This is a genomic window from Paludibacterium paludis, from assembly GCF_018802605.1.
Classification (GTDB): Bacteria; Pseudomonadota; Gammaproteobacteria; order Burkholderiales; family Chromobacteriaceae; genus Paludibacterium; species Paludibacterium paludis.
This window is the reverse complement of sequence record NZ_CP069161.1, coordinates 1647231-1666461: the sequence shown is the minus strand read 5'-3', so window position 1 is coordinate 1666461 and position 19231 is coordinate 1647231. Positions and strand designations below refer to the sequence as shown.

Genomic DNA, 19231 nt, shown 5'->3' with positions numbered 1-19231 from the left:
AGACATACAGCATGGTATCGGGCCGCAGCAGCCTATCGCGGCACGCGTCGGGCTCGCAGGGCAAGACCAGGGATCGCTCAATGCGCATGGATCACTCCGCAATGATGGTAATGACTTCCATTCTTACCAAGACCGTTCGGCAAACGCAAATTGACGGCGACAGGAGCGGAGCCGCCATTCCATTCACTTCGCATTGTTTCATGGCAAAAGCCCCGGGCAGCGGCTATCATGGCCCTCTTCGCTTTGGAGATGCCATGCGCCGCCCCCCCTTGCCCGATGCCGACCGCTGTAGTCTCGGCCCGTTGACCGCGCTGCTGGTGGCCCTGCCTTTGAGCGTGCTGCTGGCGGTCGCCGAAGTGGGCATGGGATTTCTGGTGTTCGGCGTCAACGTGATCGAAGTGGGATTGCGCGCCCTGAGCGTGGAACAGACCATCGCCATCGCGGCGGGCCTGCTACTGACCCGGCACGCCGTGCGCCGGGCGTGTCTTTGGGCCGGCCTTGGCCGGCATGTGCCGAAAAACGCCGCCATGCCGGTGCTCGCATGCCGGCTGGCCGCGCTGCTGCCAGTCGTGGCCACCGGCATGATCCCCGCCGTTGCCGGGTTCGCCAAAGGCAGCGCCGCGCTGATGGCCTGGTCGACCCTGGCGATCGCGCTGTCGAGTCCCGATCTCGTGTCGCTATGGCTATTGCGCCGCGCCCGACGCACCGACCTGGTCGCGCCTCACCCGCGGCGCTTTGGCTATCGACTGGCCACCGCGGACCCGGAGGCCGCGGCCGAACTCACCCGACAAAATACAGATCATCGGCAAGACGGCTGATCTTGTCGCGCCATGCGAGGCGGGCCAGCCAATCGGCCGGCAATCCCGACTCGGAGTACAACGCCCCGGCCAACTGTCCGTAAATGGCGGCAACCGTATCCGCCTCTCCGGCAAGATTGGCGGCCAGCAACGCTCCTTCGCGGAATGAACCGCTCTCCCAGAGCGACCACAGCGCCGCTTCCAGGGAGTCGACAACGAATGCCGTGCTGCGGATGTCCTCTCGCCGCTTGTGCCGGTAACTGCCGCCGGCGACCGCCAGGATGTCCGGATGCAGATCCGGACAGGCCGCCAGCAGGGAACGGCTATCGAACACGCCCTCGCGGCCGTCGCCGCTCAGGGCGCGGTGCAGCATCCACGCCAGAACCCGGCAAGCATCCACACAGCGCGTCTCGCCATGCGTGGTGCGCGAAGCGTCGACAGCCGCCCGCATCGCATGCGCGGGGTCGGGATACTTGTCCGGATGAAAAAACAGCGCCACGGGCGCCAGGCGCATCAGGCTGCCGTTGCCGGCCGTATCCTCGCGAGTCAGGCCGGGGTACGGCTGCGGATTCTTGCTGAAGCGCTCCAGAGCGGCGTTGACCATCAAACCGATATCGACGCACCGGCCGGATGCCGAGCAGTATCCTTCATTGCGCCAGCGCAAATAGCGCTGCAACTGATCAAGGGGGTCCATACCGCGGCAATCCACCAGGCTGTACCCCAGGCACAGGGCCATCGCCGTGTCGTCGCTCCATTCGCCGGCCGCAAGACCCAGCGGCCCGCCGCCGGTCATGTCGGTCAGAGCCGGCGCGCTGTCCCTTCGCGACAGCACCAGCGGCCCGCCAAGCGCATCGCCCAGCGCCAATCCCAGAAGCGCGCCCCGTCCGCGCAATCTGACGGCTTCCGTCATGCCCATCCCTTTCTTGCCGCGCGGAGCGCCTGACAAGCCCCGGCGGCGCCGGGTCGCTTGCGGGCGCGCCGGCTCGCCGTCACCACGCCAGACAATGACAAAAAACGACTTAATATCACTAAAGACATGAATATCCTAAAAAATAGTTCCACGCGGGCGGAAACCGCCCCGTCCCGCGCCTTGACGACCACAGGGAGAAAGACGACTCGCTGTCGGTCCGCGGCAATCTGGTGACGGATGAGGGAGCGACGACCGCATTCTCCATGACATTAAATTTATATCAAAAGCAACGCCTGCGGCGTGGCCTCGAGCTGTCGGATGAAGAAACTACCCGGAACGGTTTGCAGGAGGAGGGTTCTGTCCCCCACGGCCTCGGTTTGTCGTAGCGGCAGGATACTCGAGGACGGCACCGGAGCCGAAATCGCGTTCACGGCGCTGTCCGGCAAGGATGCCGCAGGGCGCGATGTCCGGGCGCCGATCCAACCCTTCGTCTGGCGAGGATGTCTTGCGGCGAGGGAAATCGAAACGTCGGCCCGAGCCTTCACGACAAGGCGCCAAGCCACTGGGCGAACACTGCGATCAGCCCGTCGACCACCTCCTCGCGGGTGTCGGGGCACACCAGCAGCATGTTGTGAAACGGCGTGATCATGAATCCCCTGTTGAGCAGGAACAGGTGGGCCAGCGCCTCCAGTTCATCGTCGAAGCCCGCGGCGGCTTCGCTGCCGTTGCGCGGCGCCCGCGAGACGAACTGGAACTCGACTCGCGCGCCGATACGCGTCACGCACCAACCGAATCCCGCCTCGGCGATCGCGTCGGCCAGGCCGTTTTCCAGGCGCTTGGCGAGCCGGAACATGTGCCGGTAGGCCTCCGGCGTCGCCACCGACTCGAGCGTGGCCCGCATCGCCGCCATCGCCAGCGCATTGCCGCTGAGCGTTGTGCCGATGCCGGAGTGCCCCTCGGGCTTGTCCCGTTTCGCCCGCTCGGCGCGCCGCGCCAGGTCCGCGCTCATGCCGTACACCGCGCAGGGCACGCCGCCGGCGACCGGCTTGCCGAGCACCAGCATGTCGGGCGCGAGGCCGTGCTCGCGGGCGTAACCGCCGGGGCCGGAGCTGAGGGTATGCGTCTCGTCGAGCACCAGCAGGGTGCCGTGGCGGCGGCACAGCGCGGCCGCCTCGTCCCAGAATCCCGGCTCGGGCAATACCATGCCGATATTGGTCATGGCCGGCTCCGCCATCAGGCAGGCCACCTGACGGTCCGCGAGCGCGGCGTCCAGCGCCGCCAGGTCGTTGAACTCCACCACCCGGGTGAAACGGGCCGGATCGTGCGCCTGACCGAGCAGGCTGGTCCGGGCGCGCGGCACGCCGTCCACCAGATCGACGAACGCCTCGTCCACCGTGCCATGGTAACACCCGTTGAAAACCAGCAGGTGGTCACGTCCGGTCGTGGCGCGCGCCCAGCGCAGGGCGAACCGGTTGGCATCGCTCGCGCTCATCGCCCACTGCCAGCGGGGCAGCCCGAAACGGCGCGCCAATTCCTCCGCGACCCGCGGCGCATCGGCGGACGGCAGCATCGCCGTCAGCCCCCTGGCCGCCTGGCGCGCCACGGCTTCCGCCACCGCCGCCGGAGAATGCCCGAACATGGCGCCGGTATCGCCCAGGCAGAAGTCTGCGTAGCGATGCCCGTCGACATCGACAACCTCGGCGGCGCGGGCCGACTCGACGAAGAGCGAAAAGGGTGTCGGCCAGTCGCGCATCCAGTGCAGGGGAACACCGAACAGCAGATGCGCGTCGGCCGCTCCGGCGATCGCCCGGCTGCGGGGTCGCTCCTCGCAAAAGCGCGCCCGCTCCCGCGCGAGCAGATCCGCCACCTTCTTCCGGTCGATATCACGTGCTGTCCGCATGCTTCGCCCCTTGTGCCGGCACGGCGCCGGCCGGCGTCAGATCAGGTTTTGTTCGGCGACATTCAGATTCAGATCGATGAGCCGCGAGCCCGACTCCTCCTGCAGCCCGCCCTTGTTCGCCGAGCGCGCGCATTCGATGGCCCGCAGATAGTCCTCGGTGATGTCGCCGGTGATGTATTCGCCATCGAAGCACGAGGTTTCGAACTCGCGCAACTGCGGATTGAGGCTGTGCACCGCTTCGCGCAATGCCTGCAGATCCTGGTAGATCACCGCGTCGGCGCCGATCTCGGCGGCGATCTCCTCTTCGGTGCGTCCGGTCGCCAGCAACTCTTCGCGGGTTGGCATGTCGATGCCGTACACGTTGGGAAAACGCACCGCCGGGGCGGCCGAGGCGAAATAGACTTTCTTCGCGCCGGCATCGCGGGCCATCTGCACGATTTCCTTGGAGGTCGTACCGCGCACGATCGAGTCGTCGACCAGCAGCACATTGCGGCCGCGGAACTCGCAGGCCACCGGGTTGAGCTTCTGGCGCACCGATTTGCGGCGCACCGCCTGGCCGGGCATGATGAAGGTGCGGCCGATATAGCGGTTCTTGATGAAACCCTCGCGGTACGGCAAGCCCAGATGGTTCGCCAGCTGCAGGGCGCTCGGCCGGCTGGTGTCGGGAATCGGCATCACCACGTCGATATCGATCTGCGGCAGGCTGCGGCGCACCTTGTCGGCGAGCTTTTCACCCATGATGAGGCGGGCCTGGTAGACCGACGCGCCGTCGATGATCGAATCGGGCCGGGCGAAGTACACGTACTCGAACAGGCAAGGCGCGAGGCGTGGGTGCTCGGCGCACTGCCGCGCATGAAAATCCCCGTCGGCGGTGACGAACACCCCTTCGCCCGGCTGCACGTCGCGCAATAGCGTGAAGCCCGAGCAGTCGAGCGCCACCGACTCGGAGGCGAACATGTATTCCGCGCGGCCGTCCAGCTCGCTGGTGCCGATCACCAAGGGGCGGATGCCGTGGGGGTCGCGGAACGCCACCAGACCGTAACCCGCGATCAGGGCGACCACGGCGTAGGCGCCGCGCACCCGGCGGTGCACCGCCGCGATGGCGCCGAACACGGCGTCGACCGTCAGATCGAAGCCCTCGGTCCGGCCTGCCAGTTCGTGGGCGAACACGTTGAGCAGGACTTCCGAGTCGGAGTTGGTGTTGATGTGCCGCAAGTCGTGGCGGTACATCTCCGCCTTGAGCTCGTCGGTGTTGGTCAGGTTGCCGTTGTGCGCCAGCACGATGCCGAACGGCGAATTGACGTAGAACGGCTGGGCTTCGGCAAGGTTCGATGCCGACCCCGCGGTCGGATAGCGGACATGGGCGATGCCCGCGTTGCCGTTCAGGGAACGCATGTTGCGGGTACGGAACACGTCGCGCACCATGCCGCTGCCCTTGTGCATGTGAAACGTTTTGCCCGACGCGGTGACGATACCGGCGGCGTCCTGTCCGCGATGCTGCAGGACCTGAAGACCGTCATAGAGCATTTGATTGACCGGCGACTGGCCGACCACACCGAGAATTCCGCACATCGTGTCTCTTCCCTACTTCCAGACTGCAAGCAAAAGAAAAAGGCGGATTCTTGAAGTAAAGATATCAAGACACTCCGCCTTTTCACCTGTTTCATCCCGAGTACCGTATGTTGTCGGCCAACATCGCCGGTAACCAGGGCTTCAACAATATCGCCATCCTCTCCAGAGGCGGCGACAGCACCGCATTGCGCCACATCGGCTCCCGCGGTATGTCGGTCAATCCGGCGACCAGCACCAGGATCACCACCAGAACGGCGCCGCGGGCGAGGCCGAACAGCGCGCCGAACAAGCGGTTGACGCCGCCGAGGCCGGCCGCGTCGAGCAACCCGGTCAGGGTGACGCGCAGCAGCGCCGTCGCGAGCCAGACCAGAAAAAACAGCAGCACGAAGGCCGCCACGAGCCGCAGCCCCTCGGTCGGCACTTCGGACGGCATGAACGCGGACACCGCCGGAGAAAACTCCTTGGCGCACCAGAACGCCACGAGCCAGGCGCCCAGTGACAGGACTTCGGCGACAAAGCCGCGCATCAGGGCGATGACGGCGGAGCCGGCCAGGATGGCGAGAACGGCGTAATCGAAAACGGTCATGGCCGGCTCACGATGATGCCGGTGACCCCGGCGCGGGCGAGTTTGCGCAAGGCGGCATCGGCCTCCTGGCGGTTGGCGAAGGGGCCGACCCGCACACGCGTCACGGTGCCCTTGCTGGTTTCGACCTTGCTGAAGCGGGCCGAGACGCCGACGCTGGAGAGCTTGCCGCGCAGCGCATCGACCTTGGCGCTGTCGGACAGCGCGGCCAGCTGGATCTCGAACTTGCTGTCGGTCTTGCCCGGCTTCGGCGTTTCATGCATGCCGGACTCGCCGTCCACGCGGCCTTCCAGAATGGCGGCCGGATCGACCTTGCGCGGCCGGGGGTCGGCGGGCTTGGGCTTCGCTTCGGGTTTCGGCTCGGCCGCGGGTTTCGGCGCGGTCTTCGGTTCGGGGGTTTTCAGGGAAGGCGCGGACGCCTGGGCGGGCCTGGGCGGCGCGGGTTCGGCCGCGGGCTTCGCCGCCGTCCGGTCGTCCTGAGCCACGGAGGACAGGTTCGCCGGCAATTCGGTGCCCGCCGCCGCGACCGGCGGCGGCAGTTCCGCGTCCGGGGCGCTCGCCGAAGCGGCCTTGGCCACCGGAGCCGATGCCGCGCGCGGCGCGGCCACGGGCGCGGACGCCTCGCCGGCGATTTCGATGGATTCGGGCCGCATCGCCTGATCGGGCACGCTCTTGACGACCTTGAACATGACCGCCACGGAAACGAGCGCGATCACGATCGCGCCGACCAGGCGGCGGCGTGCGCGCTTGCGCAGCATCAACAGTTCTTCTTGGGCTGACAGTCCGGCCATGCCTTCCTCAGTGGTGCCTCTGCCGCGCCGTCATGACATCCGCGACAGTGTGAAACGATCCAAAGACGACGATTCTATCATTTTCACCGGCGGCGGATAAAGCGGCATGCCACGCCTCTTCCACGGTGCCGAAGGCGCGCACGTCGCGCACCCCCGCGGCGGCCATGCGTTCGGCGATGCGCTCGCCGCTCTGTCCGCGCGGCATATCGAGTCCGCCGACGAACCAGCCGTCGAATTCGTCCTTCGCCAGCGCGAGGACGCTGTCCATGTCCTTGTCTTCCAGCATCGAGAACACCGCGTAGCGGTTCTCGGCGAAAGCGAGCCGACGCAGGTTCGCCACCATGGCGCGCACGGCATGGGGGTTGTGACCGACATCCATGACCACCACCGGGCGTCCGGGAAGCACCTGGAAGCGCCCCGGCCAGTCGACCTCGAGCAGCCCCCGCTTGACGGCGCCCTGATCGACCGGCAACCGGGAGGCCAGGCAGTCGAGGATGGCCAGCGCGCAGGCGGCGTTGTCGATCTGGTAAGCGCCGCGCAGCGCCGGCAGGGGCAGCGAATGGCGGTGATGCTCCCCCATGTGGAACGACCACTGGTGATCCAGGCGGGTATGGGAGTAGTCGCGGTTGACCAGCCGCAGATCGGCGCCGATGGCTTGGGCATGCGCCACGAGGCTCGCCGGGGGCGCCGGATCGGCGCACACCGCGGGACGCCCCGCCCGGAAAATCCCGGCTTTCTCGAAACCGATGCTTTCCCTGTCGTTGCCGAGAAACGCCTGGTGGTCGAGATCCACCGACACCACCGCGGCAACGTCGGCGTCGAACAGGTTGACCGCGTCGAGGCGCCCGCCCAGTCCGACCTCCAGCACGATCACGTCGACCTTTTCATCGATGAAGGCGTGCACCGCGGCGAGAGTGCCGAATTCGAAATAGCTGAGCGTCACGTCACCGCGCGCGGCCTCCACCGCCCGGAAACTGGCCATCAGCCGCGCGTCGTCGACCGGCGCCATGTCGATGGCGACCCGCTCGTTGTAATGCAGGATATGGGGCGAGGTGTAGGTGCCGACCCGGTAGCCGGCGCGGTTGAGCATGGTCGACAGCATCGCGCACACCGACCCCTTGCCGTTGGTGCCGCCGACGATGACGACGGGGACGGCCGGTGCGAGATTCATGGCGGCGCGCACGCGGGCGGCGCGCTCGAGTCCCATGTCGATGGCTTTGGCGTGCAGGGTCGTCAGCCAGTCGAGCCATTCGCCAAGACGGGTAAATTCGGACGGATTCATTCAGGCACTTTCCTCTTCCCCGCGAGGGGACCACAGCAAATACGCCCGCAACAGGCGCCGCGCCTCGGGCGGGGCGGAGTCGGGCCAAACGGCGAAACGCACGATCCGGTCGTCAAGCCGGATCACCGGCACGATCAGCCAGGACCAGACGACCGACGCATCCTCGATCCGGCCTTCCACTTCGAACGGTCCGTAGCCGAGCCGCACGCGGCCGTCGCTCACCATCAGCCGGTCCGGACGGGAGCGGCGGCGGCCCGAGCCGTCGGCGCCAAGCGCCGCCAGCGCGGCAAGGGGCAGCAACGTCAACGACGCCCAGGCGGGCAGGACGAGGGCGAGCGCCGCCGAGACGGCCAGCACGCCGCGCCGGTAAAGACGGGACGGGACAAGCTCGACCCGGAAGGCGGCGAACGCCGCCCGCGGCTCAGACTTCCCCGGCGGGGTAGTTGCGCAGATCGCCTTCGACACTGTCGATCAGGGTCGAGTGAATTTCGACATCGAACCATTCCCAGAACGTCTTGAGGGAGCGTTCGGCCGGCCACAGGGCTTCGTCCTCGTACCAGGACGCCAGTTCCATGCGGAACAGCTGGTCGTAGATGTCGTCGATATAGGACACGCCCTCTTCCGGGTCGGTGAACTCGGGCATCAGGATCACGGTGCAGTCACTGCGCAGGCTGTCCAGCGACAGATCCGTATCATTTCCCGGAACCGCGTTGAGCCATTCGAGAAACGGCGCGCGCGGCTTGATGACCGCGACGGAACGATCGACGAAATACATGAGGCATCCTTACCGTGTGATTCAGGCGGGCATTGTACCAGCAGGCCACGGCGGCGTGAAAGGCAATGCGCCCTCTCGTGCTACAATCCGGGCAATCCGGCACAACCCTGCCGCACTTGAACGTTAGCATTCCGGAATCCATGGCACTCATTACCGTCGAACAGGCCTCCCTGGCCTTTGGCCACCACGCTCTTCTGGACAAGGTGGATTTTTCTCTCGAGGCAGGCGAAACCGTCGGCCTGATCGGCCGCAACGGCGCGGGCAAATCGTCGCTGCTCAAGGCGGTCGCCGGCCAGATCGCGCTGGACGACGGGCGGATCAACGGCAAGGGCGACGTGAGGGTCGCCTATGTGCCGCAGGAACCGGAGTTCGACCCCGGACACACCGTGTTCGAGGCGGTGGCCGAGGGGCTGGGCGAACTCAAGTCGCTGCTCACCCGCTACCACCAGCTCACCCGCGGACTGCAGGACGCCGGCGCCGATCACGCCGCGCTGCTCGCCGAGCTCGAGCCGATCCAGCACGAACTGGAAGCCCGCGACGGCTGGCAGTTCGACAGTCTGATCGCCACAACGCTCGGCCATCTGGGCCTGCCCGCCGACGTCACCATCGGCAGCCTGTCCGGCGGCTGGAAAAAACGCGTCGCGCTGGCGCGCGCGCTGGCTTCGCGCCCGGACGTGCTGCTGCTGGACGAACCGACCAACCACCTGGATATCGCCGCGATCGTCTGGCTGGAAAACCTGCTCAGGAACTTCGCCGGCAGCGTGCTGCTGATCACCCACGACCGGCGCTTCCTGGACAGCGTGGCCACGCGCATCGTCGAACTCGACCGCGGCCTCCTGCGCAGCTACCCGGGCTCGTTCTCGGCCTACCAGGCGCGCAAAGCCGAGGAGCTGGCCGCCGAGGAGGAGCAGAACCGGGTTTTCGACAAATTCCACGCCCAGGAAGAAGCCTGGATCCGCCGCGGCATCGAGGCGCGCCGCACCCGCAACATGGGACGCGTGCGGCGCCTGGAGGCCCTGCGCAAGGAGCGTGGCGCGCGGCGCGAGCGCGTCGGCCAGATCCAGTTCCAGCTGAGCGCCGGCGAGCGCTCCGGCAAGCTTGTCGCGGAACTCGAGCATGTCTCGAAATCCTTCGGCGACAAGACGATCATCCGCGACTTCACCACGCGCATCCTGCGCGGCGACAAGATCGGCCTTGTCGGTCCCAACGGCGCGGGCAAGACCACGCTGCTCAAGCTCATCCTCGGCGAGATCGGGGCCGACAGCGGCACGGTGCGCCAGGGCTCCAACCTGCAGATCGCCTATTTCGACCAGTTCCGCGAGCAGCTCGACGAAAACGCCTCGGTCGTGGACGTGATCAGCCAGGGCAATGAGTTCCTCGACATCGGCGGCGCCCGCAAGCACGTGATGAGCTACCTGGAGGACTTCCTGTTCTCGCCGGAGCGCGCGCGCAGCCCGGTGCGCTCGCTGTCCGGGGGGGAGCGCAACCGCCTCTTGCTCGCGCGCCTCTTCACCCGGCCGGCCAACGTGCTGGTGCTCGACGAGCCGACCAACGATCTGGACATCGACACGCTCGAGCTGCTCGAGGAACTGGTGGCCGGCTACACGGGCACGGTGTTCCTGGTCAGCCACGACCGGGCGTTCCTCGACAATGTCGTGACCCAGGTCATCGCCTTCGAGGGCGACGGGCGCCTGGAGGAGTCGCCGGGCGGCTATCAGGACTGGCTGGACGCCAAGGAACGCATGGCGGCGATGGCGCCAAAGGAGGCCCCGCGCGCCGCGCCGCCCACCGAAAAATCCCGCCAGGAACGCTCCCGGACAAACCGCAACAAGCTGTCATACAATGAGACCAGGGAGCTGGCCGCCCTGCCCGGCGATATCGCCGCGCTCGAAGCGGAACAGGCTCAGCTGACCGGGAATCTGCTGGATCCGACCTGCTTTCGCGACCGCCCCCTCGAGGCGCGCGCCTGGCAGGAACGGATCGACCGGATCGAGGAACTGCTCCTGGAGAAACTCGCCCGCTGGGAAGAACTGGAGTCGAAAGACAAATGAGCGACACGCTGGCAAGACTTCGCCGTCACGCCCCCTGGCTGCTCCTGGCCGCGTTGCTCGCGGCCTGCTCGTCGCCGCCGCCGCGCAAGTGGACGCCCAAACGTCCCGCCGACCGTTCGGTGGCGCTGTCCGGGCTGCGCGCCGATGGCGCCGGCCGGGAAATCCTCATGTACACGCTGGGATTGCTGGACCTCAACTACCGCTTCGGCGGCGGCAATCCGGAAGCCGGACTCGATTGCAGCGGGATGGTGAGCTACATCTACCGCAACGCGGTCGGCATCAAGCTGCCGCACAACGCCGCGCAGATCGCCTCGCTGTCGCGCCCGATCGACTCCGGAAGCATGCAGGTCGGCGACCTGGTGTTCTTCAACACCATGAACCGGTCGTTCTCGCACATGGGGATCTACATCGGCGACGGCAAATTCGTCCATGCGCCGCGAACCAACAGCAGTATCCGCGTCGACCGGCTGGACAACAGCTATTTCTCGGCCCGCTTCGAAGGTGCCCGCACGCTGTTCGACTGAGCCCGCCGAAATGACAGGCGGGTTTTGCTATTTCCCGGGGGCTTGTCTATTCTCAGCTTAACGCCACCCCCGGGAACCCACCATGCAACGAGCGATCCTGCTGCTCTGGCCGTCTTTCATGATCGCCTGTCTGGCCACGGCGGCGTTCTTTTCCGTTTTCGATCCATTCGAGTTGAAGTTGCACGGCGTCCAGCTGTTCGAGGACAAGCGCGCGGCCTATACGCTCTTCATGTTGGTCACTTGGGCGCTTGGCGCGCTCAATACCGGCATCGTGCTTCTTCTGGAAAAGCCCGGCAGCGAGATCAACGGCTTTTGCGCCCTGCCGGCCAAGGCCGGCGACGAAGGGGACGATCCGTTCTCGCTGCCCAACGGCACCACTCCCACCCGCAAGACCTGACGCCATGCGCGCCGTGTCTCCCGACGCCACCCGCCGCCGGCTTGGCGCGGCCGCCTCGGCGGGGTTCGCCCTGGCCGTCCTGCCGGTGTCCGCGACCACCATCACCACCAGCGCCGCCGGTCTTGTCACCGACAACGTCGGTATCCCGCGCCCGGACGGCACCCTGCCCGCCTATGTCGCACGCCCGGCCAAACCATCGGGACTGCTGCCGGTCATTCTTGTTGTGCAGGAGATCTTCGGGGTGCACGCGCACATCCGCGACCTGTGCCGGCGTCTTGCCCATGCCGGGTATTTCGCCATTGCGCCGGAGCTGTATTTCCGACAAGGCAATCCGTCACTGATCCACGATATTCCGACCCTGATGTCGGGCATCGTCGCCAGGGTGCCCGATGAACAGGTGATGGCCGATCTTGACGCCACCCTCGCCTGGGCGGCCGCCCACGGCGCGGACGACGGGCGGGCCGGCATCACGGGATTTTGCTGGGGAGGCAGGATCACCTGGCTTTACGCGGCCCGGCAGGCGGCCGTGAAGGCGGCCGTCGCCTGGTACGGACGGCTCGACGGTGAACGCACCGCGCTCGCGCCGACGCAGCCGGTCGATATCGCCGGGAAACTCAGGATTCCGGTGCTGGGACTCTACGGCGCGGAGGATACCGGTATCGGCAAGCCGCAGGTCGACGCGATGCGCGCGGCGCTGGAGGGCACGGCGAGCCGTATCGTGGTCTACCCCGGCGCCGGGCATGGTTTCAATGCCGACTACCGGCCAGGTTACCACCCGGAAGCGGCCAGGGACGGCTGGGCGCGCATGCTCGCCTGGTTCGCCGCCAACGGCGTCAAGCCTTGACGGCCGCGCGAAGGCGGCAAGAACCGCCGCCACGATGAGGCGACGGATGAGCGCTATGTCACGACACCATTCGGGTCCGGGAGAACTGGCGGGCTTTCACCGCGAGACCGGCCAGAGCCAACAGGCAAAAGCCGCTCCCCGCGTAGAAAGTGAAGGAAGCGCCCAGAGAGTCCCATAGCAGCCCGGCAACGGCACTGGCCATCAGCATGGCGATGCCGCTGACCAGGTTGAAGAAGCCGTAGGCCGTACCGCGGAGATCGGCAGGGGCGGTGTCCGCCACCATGGTGGCGAGCAAGCCTTGTGTCATCCCCATGTGGACACCCCAAAGAGCCACGCCAATGGCAACGGTTAGCCAATGGTCATTCGCGGCCAGCACCAAATCGGCCGCGATCAGCACAATCAGACCCCATGACAACAACGTCGAGTGGCGCACCCGGTCGGACAGTTCACCAAATGGGTAAGCCGAGGCGGCATACACCCCATTCATGGCCACCATCACCAGCGGCACATAGGCAACGGGAATCCCTCCTTGCCGGGCACGCAGCACCAGGAACGCCTCGCTGAAACGCGCCAGCGTAAACACCGCGCCAATCCCGACCACCCACCAGTAAGCGCCACTCAAGCGCTTCAGGTTCTCACGGCGAATCGGGTTGTTACGCTTCATACCGACATGATGATCCGGCTCCCGCACACCGAGCATCAACAGGCACACGGCCAGGAGCCCGGGAACGACAGCCACCCAGAACACGGCGCGGAAGTTGTCGACCCACAGCAGCATCAAGATGACGGCCAACAGCGGCCCGAGGAATGCGCCCACGGTGTCGAGCGACTGGCGCAGACCGAAGGCCGCTCCACGCGCCTCTGGCGGGGCGATGTCGGCGACCAGCGCATCGCGCGGCGCCCCTCGTACCCCTTTGCCGATGCGATCCAGCAAACGGGCCGTCAAGACGATGCCGATGCCGGGAGCCGCCGCGAAGAGCGGCTTGGCCAACACGCCCAACGCATAGCCGAAGACCGCCAGACCCTTGCGTTTGCCCAGGTAGTCGCTCAGCGCCCCTGAAAACACCTTGACGATCAGCGCGGTGGCCTCGGCGAACCCTTCGATCAGGCCGACCATGAAGGCGCTCGCGCCCAATGTGCCCACCATGAAAAGAGGAAGCAGGCTATGGATCATTTCGGAGGAGATGTCCATCAGCATGCTCACAAAACCGAGTATCCAGATGCCGGCAGGCATCTTGCCAAGTGTTGCGGAGGGCTTGGGCATGACGATCTTTCTGTATGGCCAGCGGTTTTCGTGTCGAGCGTCGAAGACGGTGTGCGCCCCTCTACCCGTCAAAAGCAGGGCGGATCCGTCGCTGAAGAGAGAATGACGGTAATGAAGAAGAGCGGATGCCCAAACGCATTCGGTGACTAAACCTTGACGACCACGCGGTAGCGGCACGAACGGCCGCCGGCCATCAGGTGTTCGGTCCGGTCGATCTCGACCCCCTCACCCAGCAGCCGCCGGAACAACGCCAGTTCCGATTCGCACAACCGACCGCACTCGCCGGCCGCCGCCGCGACCGGGCAGTGGTGCTCGACCAGCTGCCATGAGCCGTCCGCTTCGCGCTCCACATGCGCCATGTACCCGTCGGCATGGCGCCACGCGGCCAGACGCCCCAGTTTGTCCTCCACATCGGCGGCGCCCGTCAGCGCCTCGCGGGCCGTGCATTCGGCCTGGCGCTCGCGGGCCGACACCAGCCGAGCCACGCCCTCTTCGCCGAATTCGGCGCGCAGTTGCCGCAACAGGTCGACGGCCAGATCCGCGTGCCGGTCGGGGAAACGCCGCTGCCCTTGCGCGGAAAGGCTCCAGATGCGGGTCGGCCGCCCGGGGCCGCGGCGCTCGTCGGCGGACGCCACGAGGCCTTTCTCTTCGAGCAGCAACAGTTGCTTGCGCACACCCATCGCGGTAAGACCGAGAATCTTTGCCAGGATCTGGGCGGACTCCGGACCACGGGTCTTGAGCAGGAACAAAAGGCGTTCGGCAGTGGTCATGAAAAGCGGGAATCCGGAACGATAGACATTTCCATAATACCCATTTCACGAGCGAATTGCCTTATGATGGAACCGTCCACATCATCGCCAGCCGACTCAATGAGCGCCAAGAACCCCATGCAATGGAGCGACCTGCTCTCCAGCCGCCGTTTCAAGGTGCGCGACGGCGAGGTCATGCCGACCCGCACGCCCGCCACCGAGGAAGGCATGCCGGGGCTGCGCACGGATTTTCATATCGACCACGACAGGGTGGTGTTTTCCAGCGCGTTTCGCCGTCTGGGGCGCAAGACCCAGGTGCATCCGCTGGCGCAGAACGACCACACGCACAACCGGCTGACCCACAGCGTCGAAGTCGCGAGTGTCGGCCGCAGCCTGGGCAACCGGGTCGGCACCATGATGCAGCACGCGGGCCTCCTGCCCGCGGGCTACACGGCCCACGACATCGGCGCGGCGGTCCAGGTCGCCTGCCTGGCACACGACATCGGCAACCCGCCCTTCGGACACACGGGGGAATACGCGCTGCGCGACTGGTTCCGCGCCGAACGCAACCGGCACTGGCTCGACGGCCTTGGCCTCGCGGAACGGCGCGACATCGAAACCTACGAGGGCAACGCCCATGGCCTGCGCATGCTCGCCACGCTCGAAATGTACGTGCGCGAAGGCGGCATGCGGCTCACGTCGGCGGCGCTGGGCTGCCTGCTCAAATACCCCTGGACCTCCGATAAGGACGAAGCCCGCGAGCGCGACAAGTTCAATATCTACCAGACGGAGCTGCCCTACTTCCGCGCCGTGGCGGACGAACTGGGGCTGATCCGCAAGGGTGAAACTGTCTGGGCGCGTCACCCCCTGTCTTATCTGATGGAGGCGGCGGACGATATCTGTTACGCCATCCTGGACCTTGAGGACGCGGTGGAAATCGGCATCCTCGACGTCAAGGAGTTCGAAGCGCTGTTCGCCGGCTTCGCCGAATACGAACGGGTCTGGTCCATCCACGATATCAAGCAAAAATGCGCGATGCTGCGCGGCATCGCGGTCGGCCGCTGCGTGACCGAGGTCGCCGACAAGTTCATGCTGCATCACGACTCGCTGCTGGCCGGCGCGTTTCCGGCCAAGGACCTGATCAATGTGTGCGAACCGGCGATCCAGCGGGCGCTCCTCAACGCGAAGGAGCTGGCGAGCAACAAGGTTTACCGTCACCGCAACAAGCTGGTGACGGAATTGGCGGCCTATCCGTGCCTCGCCACCCTGCTCGACGCGCTGGTGCCCGCCGTGGCGGCGCTGGAAACCAACGGGCCGGGCGCCCTCACCCACCGCCAGCGCCTCGCGCTGGACCTGATGAACCATGATCTGGTGCCCGACGGCAGCCGCTACCTCGCTTACATGCGGGTGCTGGACTTCGTCGGCGCCATGACCGACAACACCGCGGCCAATCTGGCCCGGGAAATTTCCGGCGTAGGAATTTTGTGATGAACGACAGACAGAAGGTGCGCGTCTGCATGGTGCGCCACGGGGAAACCGCCTGGAACGCCGAACGCCGCCTGCAGGGCCAGACCGACATTCCGCTCAACATCACGGGCGAAGAGCAGGCCGAACGCCTCGCCCGCACGCTGCGGCACCAAGGCCTGTCCTTCGACGCCGTTTACAGCAGCGACCTTTCGCGGGCGCTGGCCACCGCCCGCCCGGTCGCCCAGTGGCAGAACCTGCCGCTCAACACCGCGCCGGCATTGCGCGAGCGGCACTTCGGGCTGTTCCAGGGACTGACCTACGAAGAAGCGGCCGAACGCCATCCCGAGGCCTATGCCCGCTACGCCAGGCGCGAGCCGGACTTCACCCCGGAAAACGGTGAAAGCCTGCTCGCCTTTCAGGCGCGCGTGACCGGCTTCATGCATGCCTGCGCCCGCCAACACCCCGGCCAGACGCTGTTCATCGTCTGCCACGGCGGCGTGCTCGACATCGCCTACCGCCTGGCGACCGGCATGGAATTGAGCAAAAAACGGGATTTCACCATCCCCAACGCCGCGCTGAACTGGCTGGAATACGCCAATGGAAGCTGGCGTCTGGAGCGCTGGGGCGATGAATCGCACCTGGCCGAAAGCCTTGACGAACTGTGAGGATCCGGCGATGAGCGACAAGGTCACCAAAAGCAAGGAGCAATGGCGCGCGGAACTGCCGCCGGAAGTCTATCGCGTCACCCGCGAGGCGGGCACCGAACGTCCGTTCAGCGGCGAACTCTACTACCGCAACGACAGGGGCGATTACCGCTGCGTGTGCTGCGACGCCCTGCTGTTCCGCTCGGACAGCAAGTTCGACGCGGGCTGCGGCTGGCCGAGCTTCTGGGAAGAGGCCCTGAGCGGCGCCACCGTGCGCATCGAGGACCGCTCCCACGGCATGGTTCGCACCGAAGTGCGCTGCGCACGCTGCGACGCCCACCTGGGACATGTATTTCCCGACGGCCCCGAACCCACCGGCGAGCGCTACTGCATCAACTCGGTGGCGATGAAGTTCGAGGGGGCTGTGGGGAAATAGTACGTGTAGGTTTCCTAAGCAACTGAAAACATTGTGCATATAGTGAAATACGCACCAAAACGGAGCATAACCACTACAGGTTATGCTCCGTTTAATTTTCCCTTTCACCAGTTAAAACCATCTACTTCCTCATCCCCTTGGCTTTTTTTATAAATTTAAAAGAAAATCGCCCTAGAAATATATTATTCGTTCTTTAGTGGAAATTAGCAAAAAAACAACAATCTAAGACTAGGTCATTATGCCCTAGCACCTAGGACATAATGACCTAGTCAAAAATGCAGAGAACATAAAATAAGGCAGAATATACAAAATCTTCCTTCCGCCCCCCCTGTTTCTCACTATTAATTCATGTTTTTTGATCTGCTCCCCTCAGTCCCTACCAATCAAAAGTAGAGAGAAGTCCGTCACTTGAAGGAAAATGACGGATATGAAGAAGAGCAGATACACCGAAGAGCAGATCATCGGCTTTCTCAAGCAGGCCGAACTCGGCATGGCTATCAAGGAGGTTTGCCGCCAGGGAGGCTTCTCTGAAGCCACCTTCTACAAATGGCGAAGCAAATACGGCGGCATGAACGTCGCGGAATTGCAGCGCGCTCGCGATCTGGAAGCCGAGAATGCCCGGCTCAAGAAATTGTTGGCCGAAGCCCACCTCGATATCGAAGCCCTCAAGGTCGCCTTCGGGGTAAAGCGCTAGCCCCGCAAGCCAAGCGGCAGGCCATCCGCCTCATGCTGAGCAGCGGACTGGCATTGTCGGAACGCCGCGCTTGCCGGCTTGTGGGGCTTTCCCGAGACGCCTGGCGACATCCGCCGCAAACCGATGCATTCACGCATCGGCTGACCGCGCGCATCATCGATATCGCCCACACGCGCCGCCGCTTTGGCTATCGGCGGGTGCATGACCTATTGCGCATCGAGTTTCCGGGCATCAACCCCAAGCGGGTGTCCCGCTTGTATCGCGAACAAGGTCTGGCGGTTAGACGGCGTAACCGTCGGCGCAAGCTGACCGGCGTGCGCACGCCGCTGCAAGCCACTACGCAGTGGAATGAGGTGTGGAGCATGGATTTTGTCAGCGACCAGTTAGCCAGTAGTCGGCGCTTGAAATGCCTGACGGTCGCCGATGACTTCAGCCACGAAGCGGTGCAGATTGCGGTGGATTTCTCGATGTCCGGTCAATACGTCACGCGGATGCTGGATCAGGCGGCGCAATTTCGCGGCTATCCGTCAGCGATCCGGACGGACAATGGGCCAGAGTTCACCAGTCGGGCATTCATGGGCTGGGCGCAAAGCCGCGGCATCCGCCACATCCTGATTCAACCAGGGCGGCCGATGCAGAATGGTTACATCGAAAGCTTCAATGCCAGACTCCGCGACGAATGCCTGAACGAGCATGTCTTTGATTCGCTGGCGGAGGCCAGGCAGATCATCTCCGCGTGGCGGGACGATGGACAATCAAGTCCGTCCCCATGGATCGATTGGCCGGATACCGCCTGCGGAATTTGCGGCACGCCATCGCCAGGCACAAGTAGCAAGCCAAAGATCAGCAGGTTCCACCACCATGCAAACCTGGGACTTCTCTCCTGATTGCTGGTATGGCTGGCGGGGGCAGATCAATGATACGACGATATTTGAGGGCCTTAGCAAACAGAGCCTAGACGAGCTCAGAATCGACAATCGGCGCATCTCCAACCACGATCAGACGGATGCCGCCCACTCAACACGCGGGCATGACCTCCGGCCAGCCAACTCTACCTGGCTGATAACGTCTCGACCGGCTGCGATGATACTGCCATTTCCAGCGCAATTTTGGAGTAATTTACTCCACCATTTGGCGCAGGCTGTTTTTTCAGCTCATCAAGGACATAGACAAGCTCCACTCGACAACCAACACGAACGAGAGGAATATCCCTATTATCATTGACGTAGATTCCAGCATCACGCACAGAACCATCTTCCATCAGCAAATCAACAGTGTTGTTTTCATAGCCATCCTGACCGGCGATATACACGCGGAGAACGATGCCGGAAACAAACAGCAGCGGAATTTTATGCTGTTCAATGTTTTCCCACCATTCATGCGATCCAAAAAGCCCATATGTGCCTTTAAGACCCAACGTCGGTCTAGAAGTATTCATCGTCAACGCCTGTGCTAAAGCAATTTGCTCAGGATCATTCTTTAGCTCTTCTGAAAGCAGGTATATCCTTTTCATTGGCACACCTGATTTTTCCAAGTTAAGCAGCATTAGCA

19 protein-coding genes and 1 pseudogene are annotated in these 19231 nt (G+C 64.7%); 9 read left to right on the top strand and 11 right to left on the bottom strand.

Annotated features, from left to right (window positions below; genetic code table 11):
* The first annotated feature begins 254 nt into the window (after positions 1-254).
* Positions 255-818, top strand: a complete 564-nt coding sequence (locus tag JNO50_RS07550; protein WP_189535937.1) for a hypothetical protein — start codon at positions 255-257, stop codon at positions 816-818.
* Here JNO50_RS07550 and JNO50_RS07545 read toward each other — a convergent pair.
* The 8 genes from JNO50_RS07545 to JNO50_RS07510 form a co-directional block, all read right to left on the bottom strand.
* Complete coding sequence (locus tag JNO50_RS07545) at positions 781-1707, bottom strand: ADP-ribosylglycohydrolase family protein (protein ID WP_189535939.1); 927 nt, start codon at positions 1705-1707, stop codon at positions 781-783. The two genes, JNO50_RS07550 and JNO50_RS07545, sit on opposite strands and share 38 nt — an antisense overlap.
* 541 nt (positions 1708-2248) lie before the next feature.
* Positions 2249-3607, bottom strand: coding sequence for an aspartate aminotransferase family protein (locus JNO50_RS07540; protein ID WP_189535941.1), 1359 nt, complete (start codon positions 3605-3607; stop codon positions 2249-2251).
* A 36-nt stretch (positions 3608-3643) separates the two neighbouring features.
* Positions 3644-5179, bottom strand: coding sequence for an amidophosphoribosyltransferase (gene purF / locus JNO50_RS07535; RefSeq protein ID WP_189535943.1), 1536 nt, complete (start codon positions 5177-5179; stop codon positions 3644-3646).
* A gap of 91 nt (positions 5180-5270) precedes the next feature.
* Positions 5271-5765, bottom strand: a complete 495-nt coding sequence (locus tag JNO50_RS07530) for a CvpA family protein (protein WP_189535945.1) — start codon at positions 5763-5765, stop codon at positions 5271-5273.
* Positions 5762-6553: an SPOR domain-containing protein gene (locus JNO50_RS07525; protein WP_189535946.1), complete on the bottom strand. Its 792-nt coding sequence runs from the start codon at positions 6551-6553 to the stop codon at positions 5762-5764. Before JNO50_RS07525 ends, JNO50_RS07530 begins: the two co-directional genes overlap by 4 nt.
* 7 nt (positions 6554-6560) lie before the next feature.
* Complete coding sequence (folC, locus tag JNO50_RS07520) at positions 6561-7835, bottom strand: bifunctional tetrahydrofolate synthase/dihydrofolate synthase (RefSeq protein WP_189535947.1); 1275 nt, start codon at positions 7833-7835, stop codon at positions 6561-6563.
* On the bottom strand, positions 7836-8300 hold the full coding sequence (locus JNO50_RS07515) for a YgfX family protein (protein ID WP_189535949.1): 465 nt from the start codon (positions 8298-8300) through the stop codon (positions 7836-7838).
* Complete coding sequence (locus JNO50_RS07510) at positions 8257-8610, bottom strand: hypothetical protein (RefSeq protein WP_189535951.1); 354 nt, start codon at positions 8608-8610, stop codon at positions 8257-8259. The genes JNO50_RS07515 and JNO50_RS07510 overlap by 44 nt, the downstream gene beginning before the upstream one ends.
* Positions 8611-8750: 140 nt before the next feature.
* Between JNO50_RS07510 and JNO50_RS07505 the strand changes: the two genes are divergently transcribed.
* The 4 genes from JNO50_RS07505 (at position 8751) to JNO50_RS07490 (ending at position 12426) form a co-directional block, all read left to right on the top strand.
* Positions 8751-10661 (top strand): ATP-binding cassette domain-containing protein, encoded by a 1911-nt coding sequence (locus JNO50_RS07505; protein WP_189535953.1) that lies wholly within the window; start codon positions 8751-8753, stop codon positions 10659-10661.
* Complete coding sequence (locus tag JNO50_RS07500) at positions 10658-11185, top strand: C40 family peptidase (RefSeq protein ID WP_189535955.1); 528 nt, start codon at positions 10658-10660, stop codon at positions 11183-11185. Before JNO50_RS07505 ends, JNO50_RS07500 begins: the two co-directional genes overlap by 4 nt.
* Before the next feature lie 82 nt (positions 11186-11267).
* Positions 11268-11582 carry a hypothetical protein gene (locus tag JNO50_RS07495; protein WP_229804855.1) on the top strand — a complete coding sequence of 105 codons (315 nt, stop codon included), beginning with the start codon at positions 11268-11270 and terminating at the stop codon, positions 11580-11582.
* Positions 11583-11586: 4 nt separating this feature from the next.
* The gene (locus JNO50_RS07490; protein WP_189535956.1) at positions 11587-12426 is read left to right on the top strand and encodes a dienelactone hydrolase family protein; all 840 of its coding nucleotides are present in this window, start codon (positions 11587-11589) and stop codon (positions 12424-12426) included.
* A 58-nt stretch (positions 12427-12484) separates the two neighbouring features.
* Here the strand turns inward: JNO50_RS07490 and JNO50_RS07485 are convergent, their stop codons facing one another.
* Positions 12485-13690 carry an MFS transporter gene (locus tag JNO50_RS07485; RefSeq protein WP_189535958.1) on the bottom strand — a complete coding sequence of 402 codons (1206 nt, stop codon included), beginning with the start codon at positions 13688-13690 and terminating at the stop codon, positions 12485-12487.
* Between the two features lie 146 nt (positions 13691-13836).
* Positions 13837-14460: a helix-turn-helix transcriptional regulator gene (locus tag JNO50_RS07480; RefSeq protein ID WP_189535960.1), complete on the bottom strand. Its 624-nt coding sequence runs from the start codon at positions 14458-14460 to the stop codon at positions 13837-13839.
* 99 nt (positions 14461-14559) lie between these two features.
* Here JNO50_RS07480 and JNO50_RS07475 point away from each other — a divergent pair, with 99 nt between their 5' ends.
* From JNO50_RS07475 to JNO50_RS07460, 4 genes and pseudogenes are all read left to right on the top strand, one after another.
* Positions 14560-15927 carry a deoxyguanosinetriphosphate triphosphohydrolase gene (locus JNO50_RS07475; RefSeq protein WP_189535962.1) on the top strand — a complete coding sequence of 456 codons (1368 nt, stop codon included), beginning with the start codon at positions 14560-14562 and terminating at the stop codon, positions 15925-15927.
* On the top strand, positions 15927-16571 hold the full coding sequence (locus JNO50_RS07470; protein WP_189535964.1) for a histidine phosphatase family protein: 645 nt from the start codon (positions 15927-15929) through the stop codon (positions 16569-16571). Before JNO50_RS07475 ends, JNO50_RS07470 begins: the two co-directional genes overlap by 1 nt.
* Positions 16572-16581: 10 nt before the next feature.
* Positions 16582-16986, top strand: coding sequence for a peptide-methionine (R)-S-oxide reductase MsrB (gene msrB, locus JNO50_RS07465; protein WP_189535982.1), 405 nt, complete (start codon positions 16582-16584; stop codon positions 16984-16986).
* A 427-nt stretch (positions 16987-17413) separates the two neighbouring features.
* Positions 17414-18508, top strand: a pseudogene (locus tag JNO50_RS07460) (IS3 family transposase); the annotation flags it as partial.
* A gap of 223 nt (positions 18509-18731) precedes the next feature.
* Here JNO50_RS07460 and JNO50_RS07455 read toward each other — a convergent pair.
* Positions 18732-19226: a hypothetical protein gene (locus JNO50_RS07455; RefSeq protein ID WP_189535966.1), complete on the bottom strand. Its 495-nt coding sequence runs from the start codon at positions 19224-19226 to the stop codon at positions 18732-18734.
* Positions 19227-19231 lie beyond the last annotated feature (5 nt).

What these genes read in the sequence shown, in the direction of transcription:
- JNO50_RS07480 (WP_189535960.1), bottom strand. Translation starts at nt 14,460, where the DNA reads ATGACCACTGCCGAACGCCTTTTGTTCCTGCTCAAGACCCGTGGTCCG.
- JNO50_RS07495 (WP_229804855.1), top strand. Translation starts at nt 11,268, where the DNA reads ATGCAACGAGCGATCCTGCTGCTCTGGCCGTCTTTCATGATCGCCTGT.
- JNO50_RS07475 (WP_189535962.1), top strand. Translation starts at nt 14,560, where the DNA reads ATGAGCGCCAAGAACCCCATGCAATGGAGCGACCTGCTCTCCAGCCGC.
- msrB (WP_189535982.1), top strand. Translation starts at nt 16,582, where the DNA reads ATGAGCGACAAGGTCACCAAAAGCAAGGAGCAATGGCGCGCGGAACTG.
- purF (WP_189535943.1), bottom strand. Translation starts at nt 5,179, where the DNA reads ATGTGCGGAATTCTCGGTGTGGTCGGCCAGTCGCCGGTCAATCAAATG.
- JNO50_RS07505 (WP_189535953.1), top strand. Translation starts at nt 8,751, where the DNA reads ATGGCACTCATTACCGTCGAACAGGCCTCCCTGGCCTTTGGCCACCAC.
- folC (WP_189535947.1), bottom strand. Translation starts at nt 7,835, where the DNA reads ATGAATCCGTCCGAATTTACCCGTCTTGGCGAATGGCTCGACTGGCTG.
- JNO50_RS07470 (WP_189535964.1), top strand. Translation starts at nt 15,927, where the DNA reads ATGAACGACAGACAGAAGGTGCGCGTCTGCATGGTGCGCCACGGGGAA.
- JNO50_RS07485 (WP_189535958.1), bottom strand. Translation starts at nt 13,690, where the DNA reads ATGCCCAAGCCCTCCGCAACACTTGGCAAGATGCCTGCCGGCATCTGG.
- JNO50_RS07550 (WP_189535937.1), top strand. Translation starts at nt 255, where the DNA reads ATGCGCCGCCCCCCCTTGCCCGATGCCGACCGCTGTAGTCTCGGCCCG.
- JNO50_RS07525 (WP_189535946.1), bottom strand. Translation starts at nt 6,553, where the DNA reads ATGGCCGGACTGTCAGCCCAAGAAGAACTGTTGATGCTGCGCAAGCGC.
- JNO50_RS07510 (WP_189535951.1), bottom strand. Translation starts at nt 8,610, where the DNA reads ATGTATTTCGTCGATCGTTCCGTCGCGGTCATCAAGCCGCGCGCGCCG.
- JNO50_RS07540 (WP_189535941.1), bottom strand. Translation starts at nt 3,607, where the DNA reads ATGCGGACAGCACGTGATATCGACCGGAAGAAGGTGGCGGATCTGCTC.
- JNO50_RS07490 (WP_189535956.1), top strand. Translation starts at nt 11,587, where the DNA reads ATGCGCGCCGTGTCTCCCGACGCCACCCGCCGCCGGCTTGGCGCGGCC.
- JNO50_RS07545 (WP_189535939.1), bottom strand. Translation starts at nt 1,707, where the DNA reads ATGACGGAAGCCGTCAGATTGCGCGGACGGGGCGCGCTTCTGGGATTG.
- JNO50_RS07530 (WP_189535945.1), bottom strand. Translation starts at nt 5,765, where the DNA reads ATGACCGTTTTCGATTACGCCGTTCTCGCCATCCTGGCCGGCTCCGCC.
- JNO50_RS07500 (WP_189535955.1), top strand. Translation starts at nt 10,658, where the DNA reads ATGAGCGACACGCTGGCAAGACTTCGCCGTCACGCCCCCTGGCTGCTC.
- JNO50_RS07455 (WP_189535966.1), bottom strand. Translation starts at nt 19,226, where the DNA reads ATGCTGCTTAACTTGGAAAAATCAGGTGTGCCAATGAAAAGGATATAC.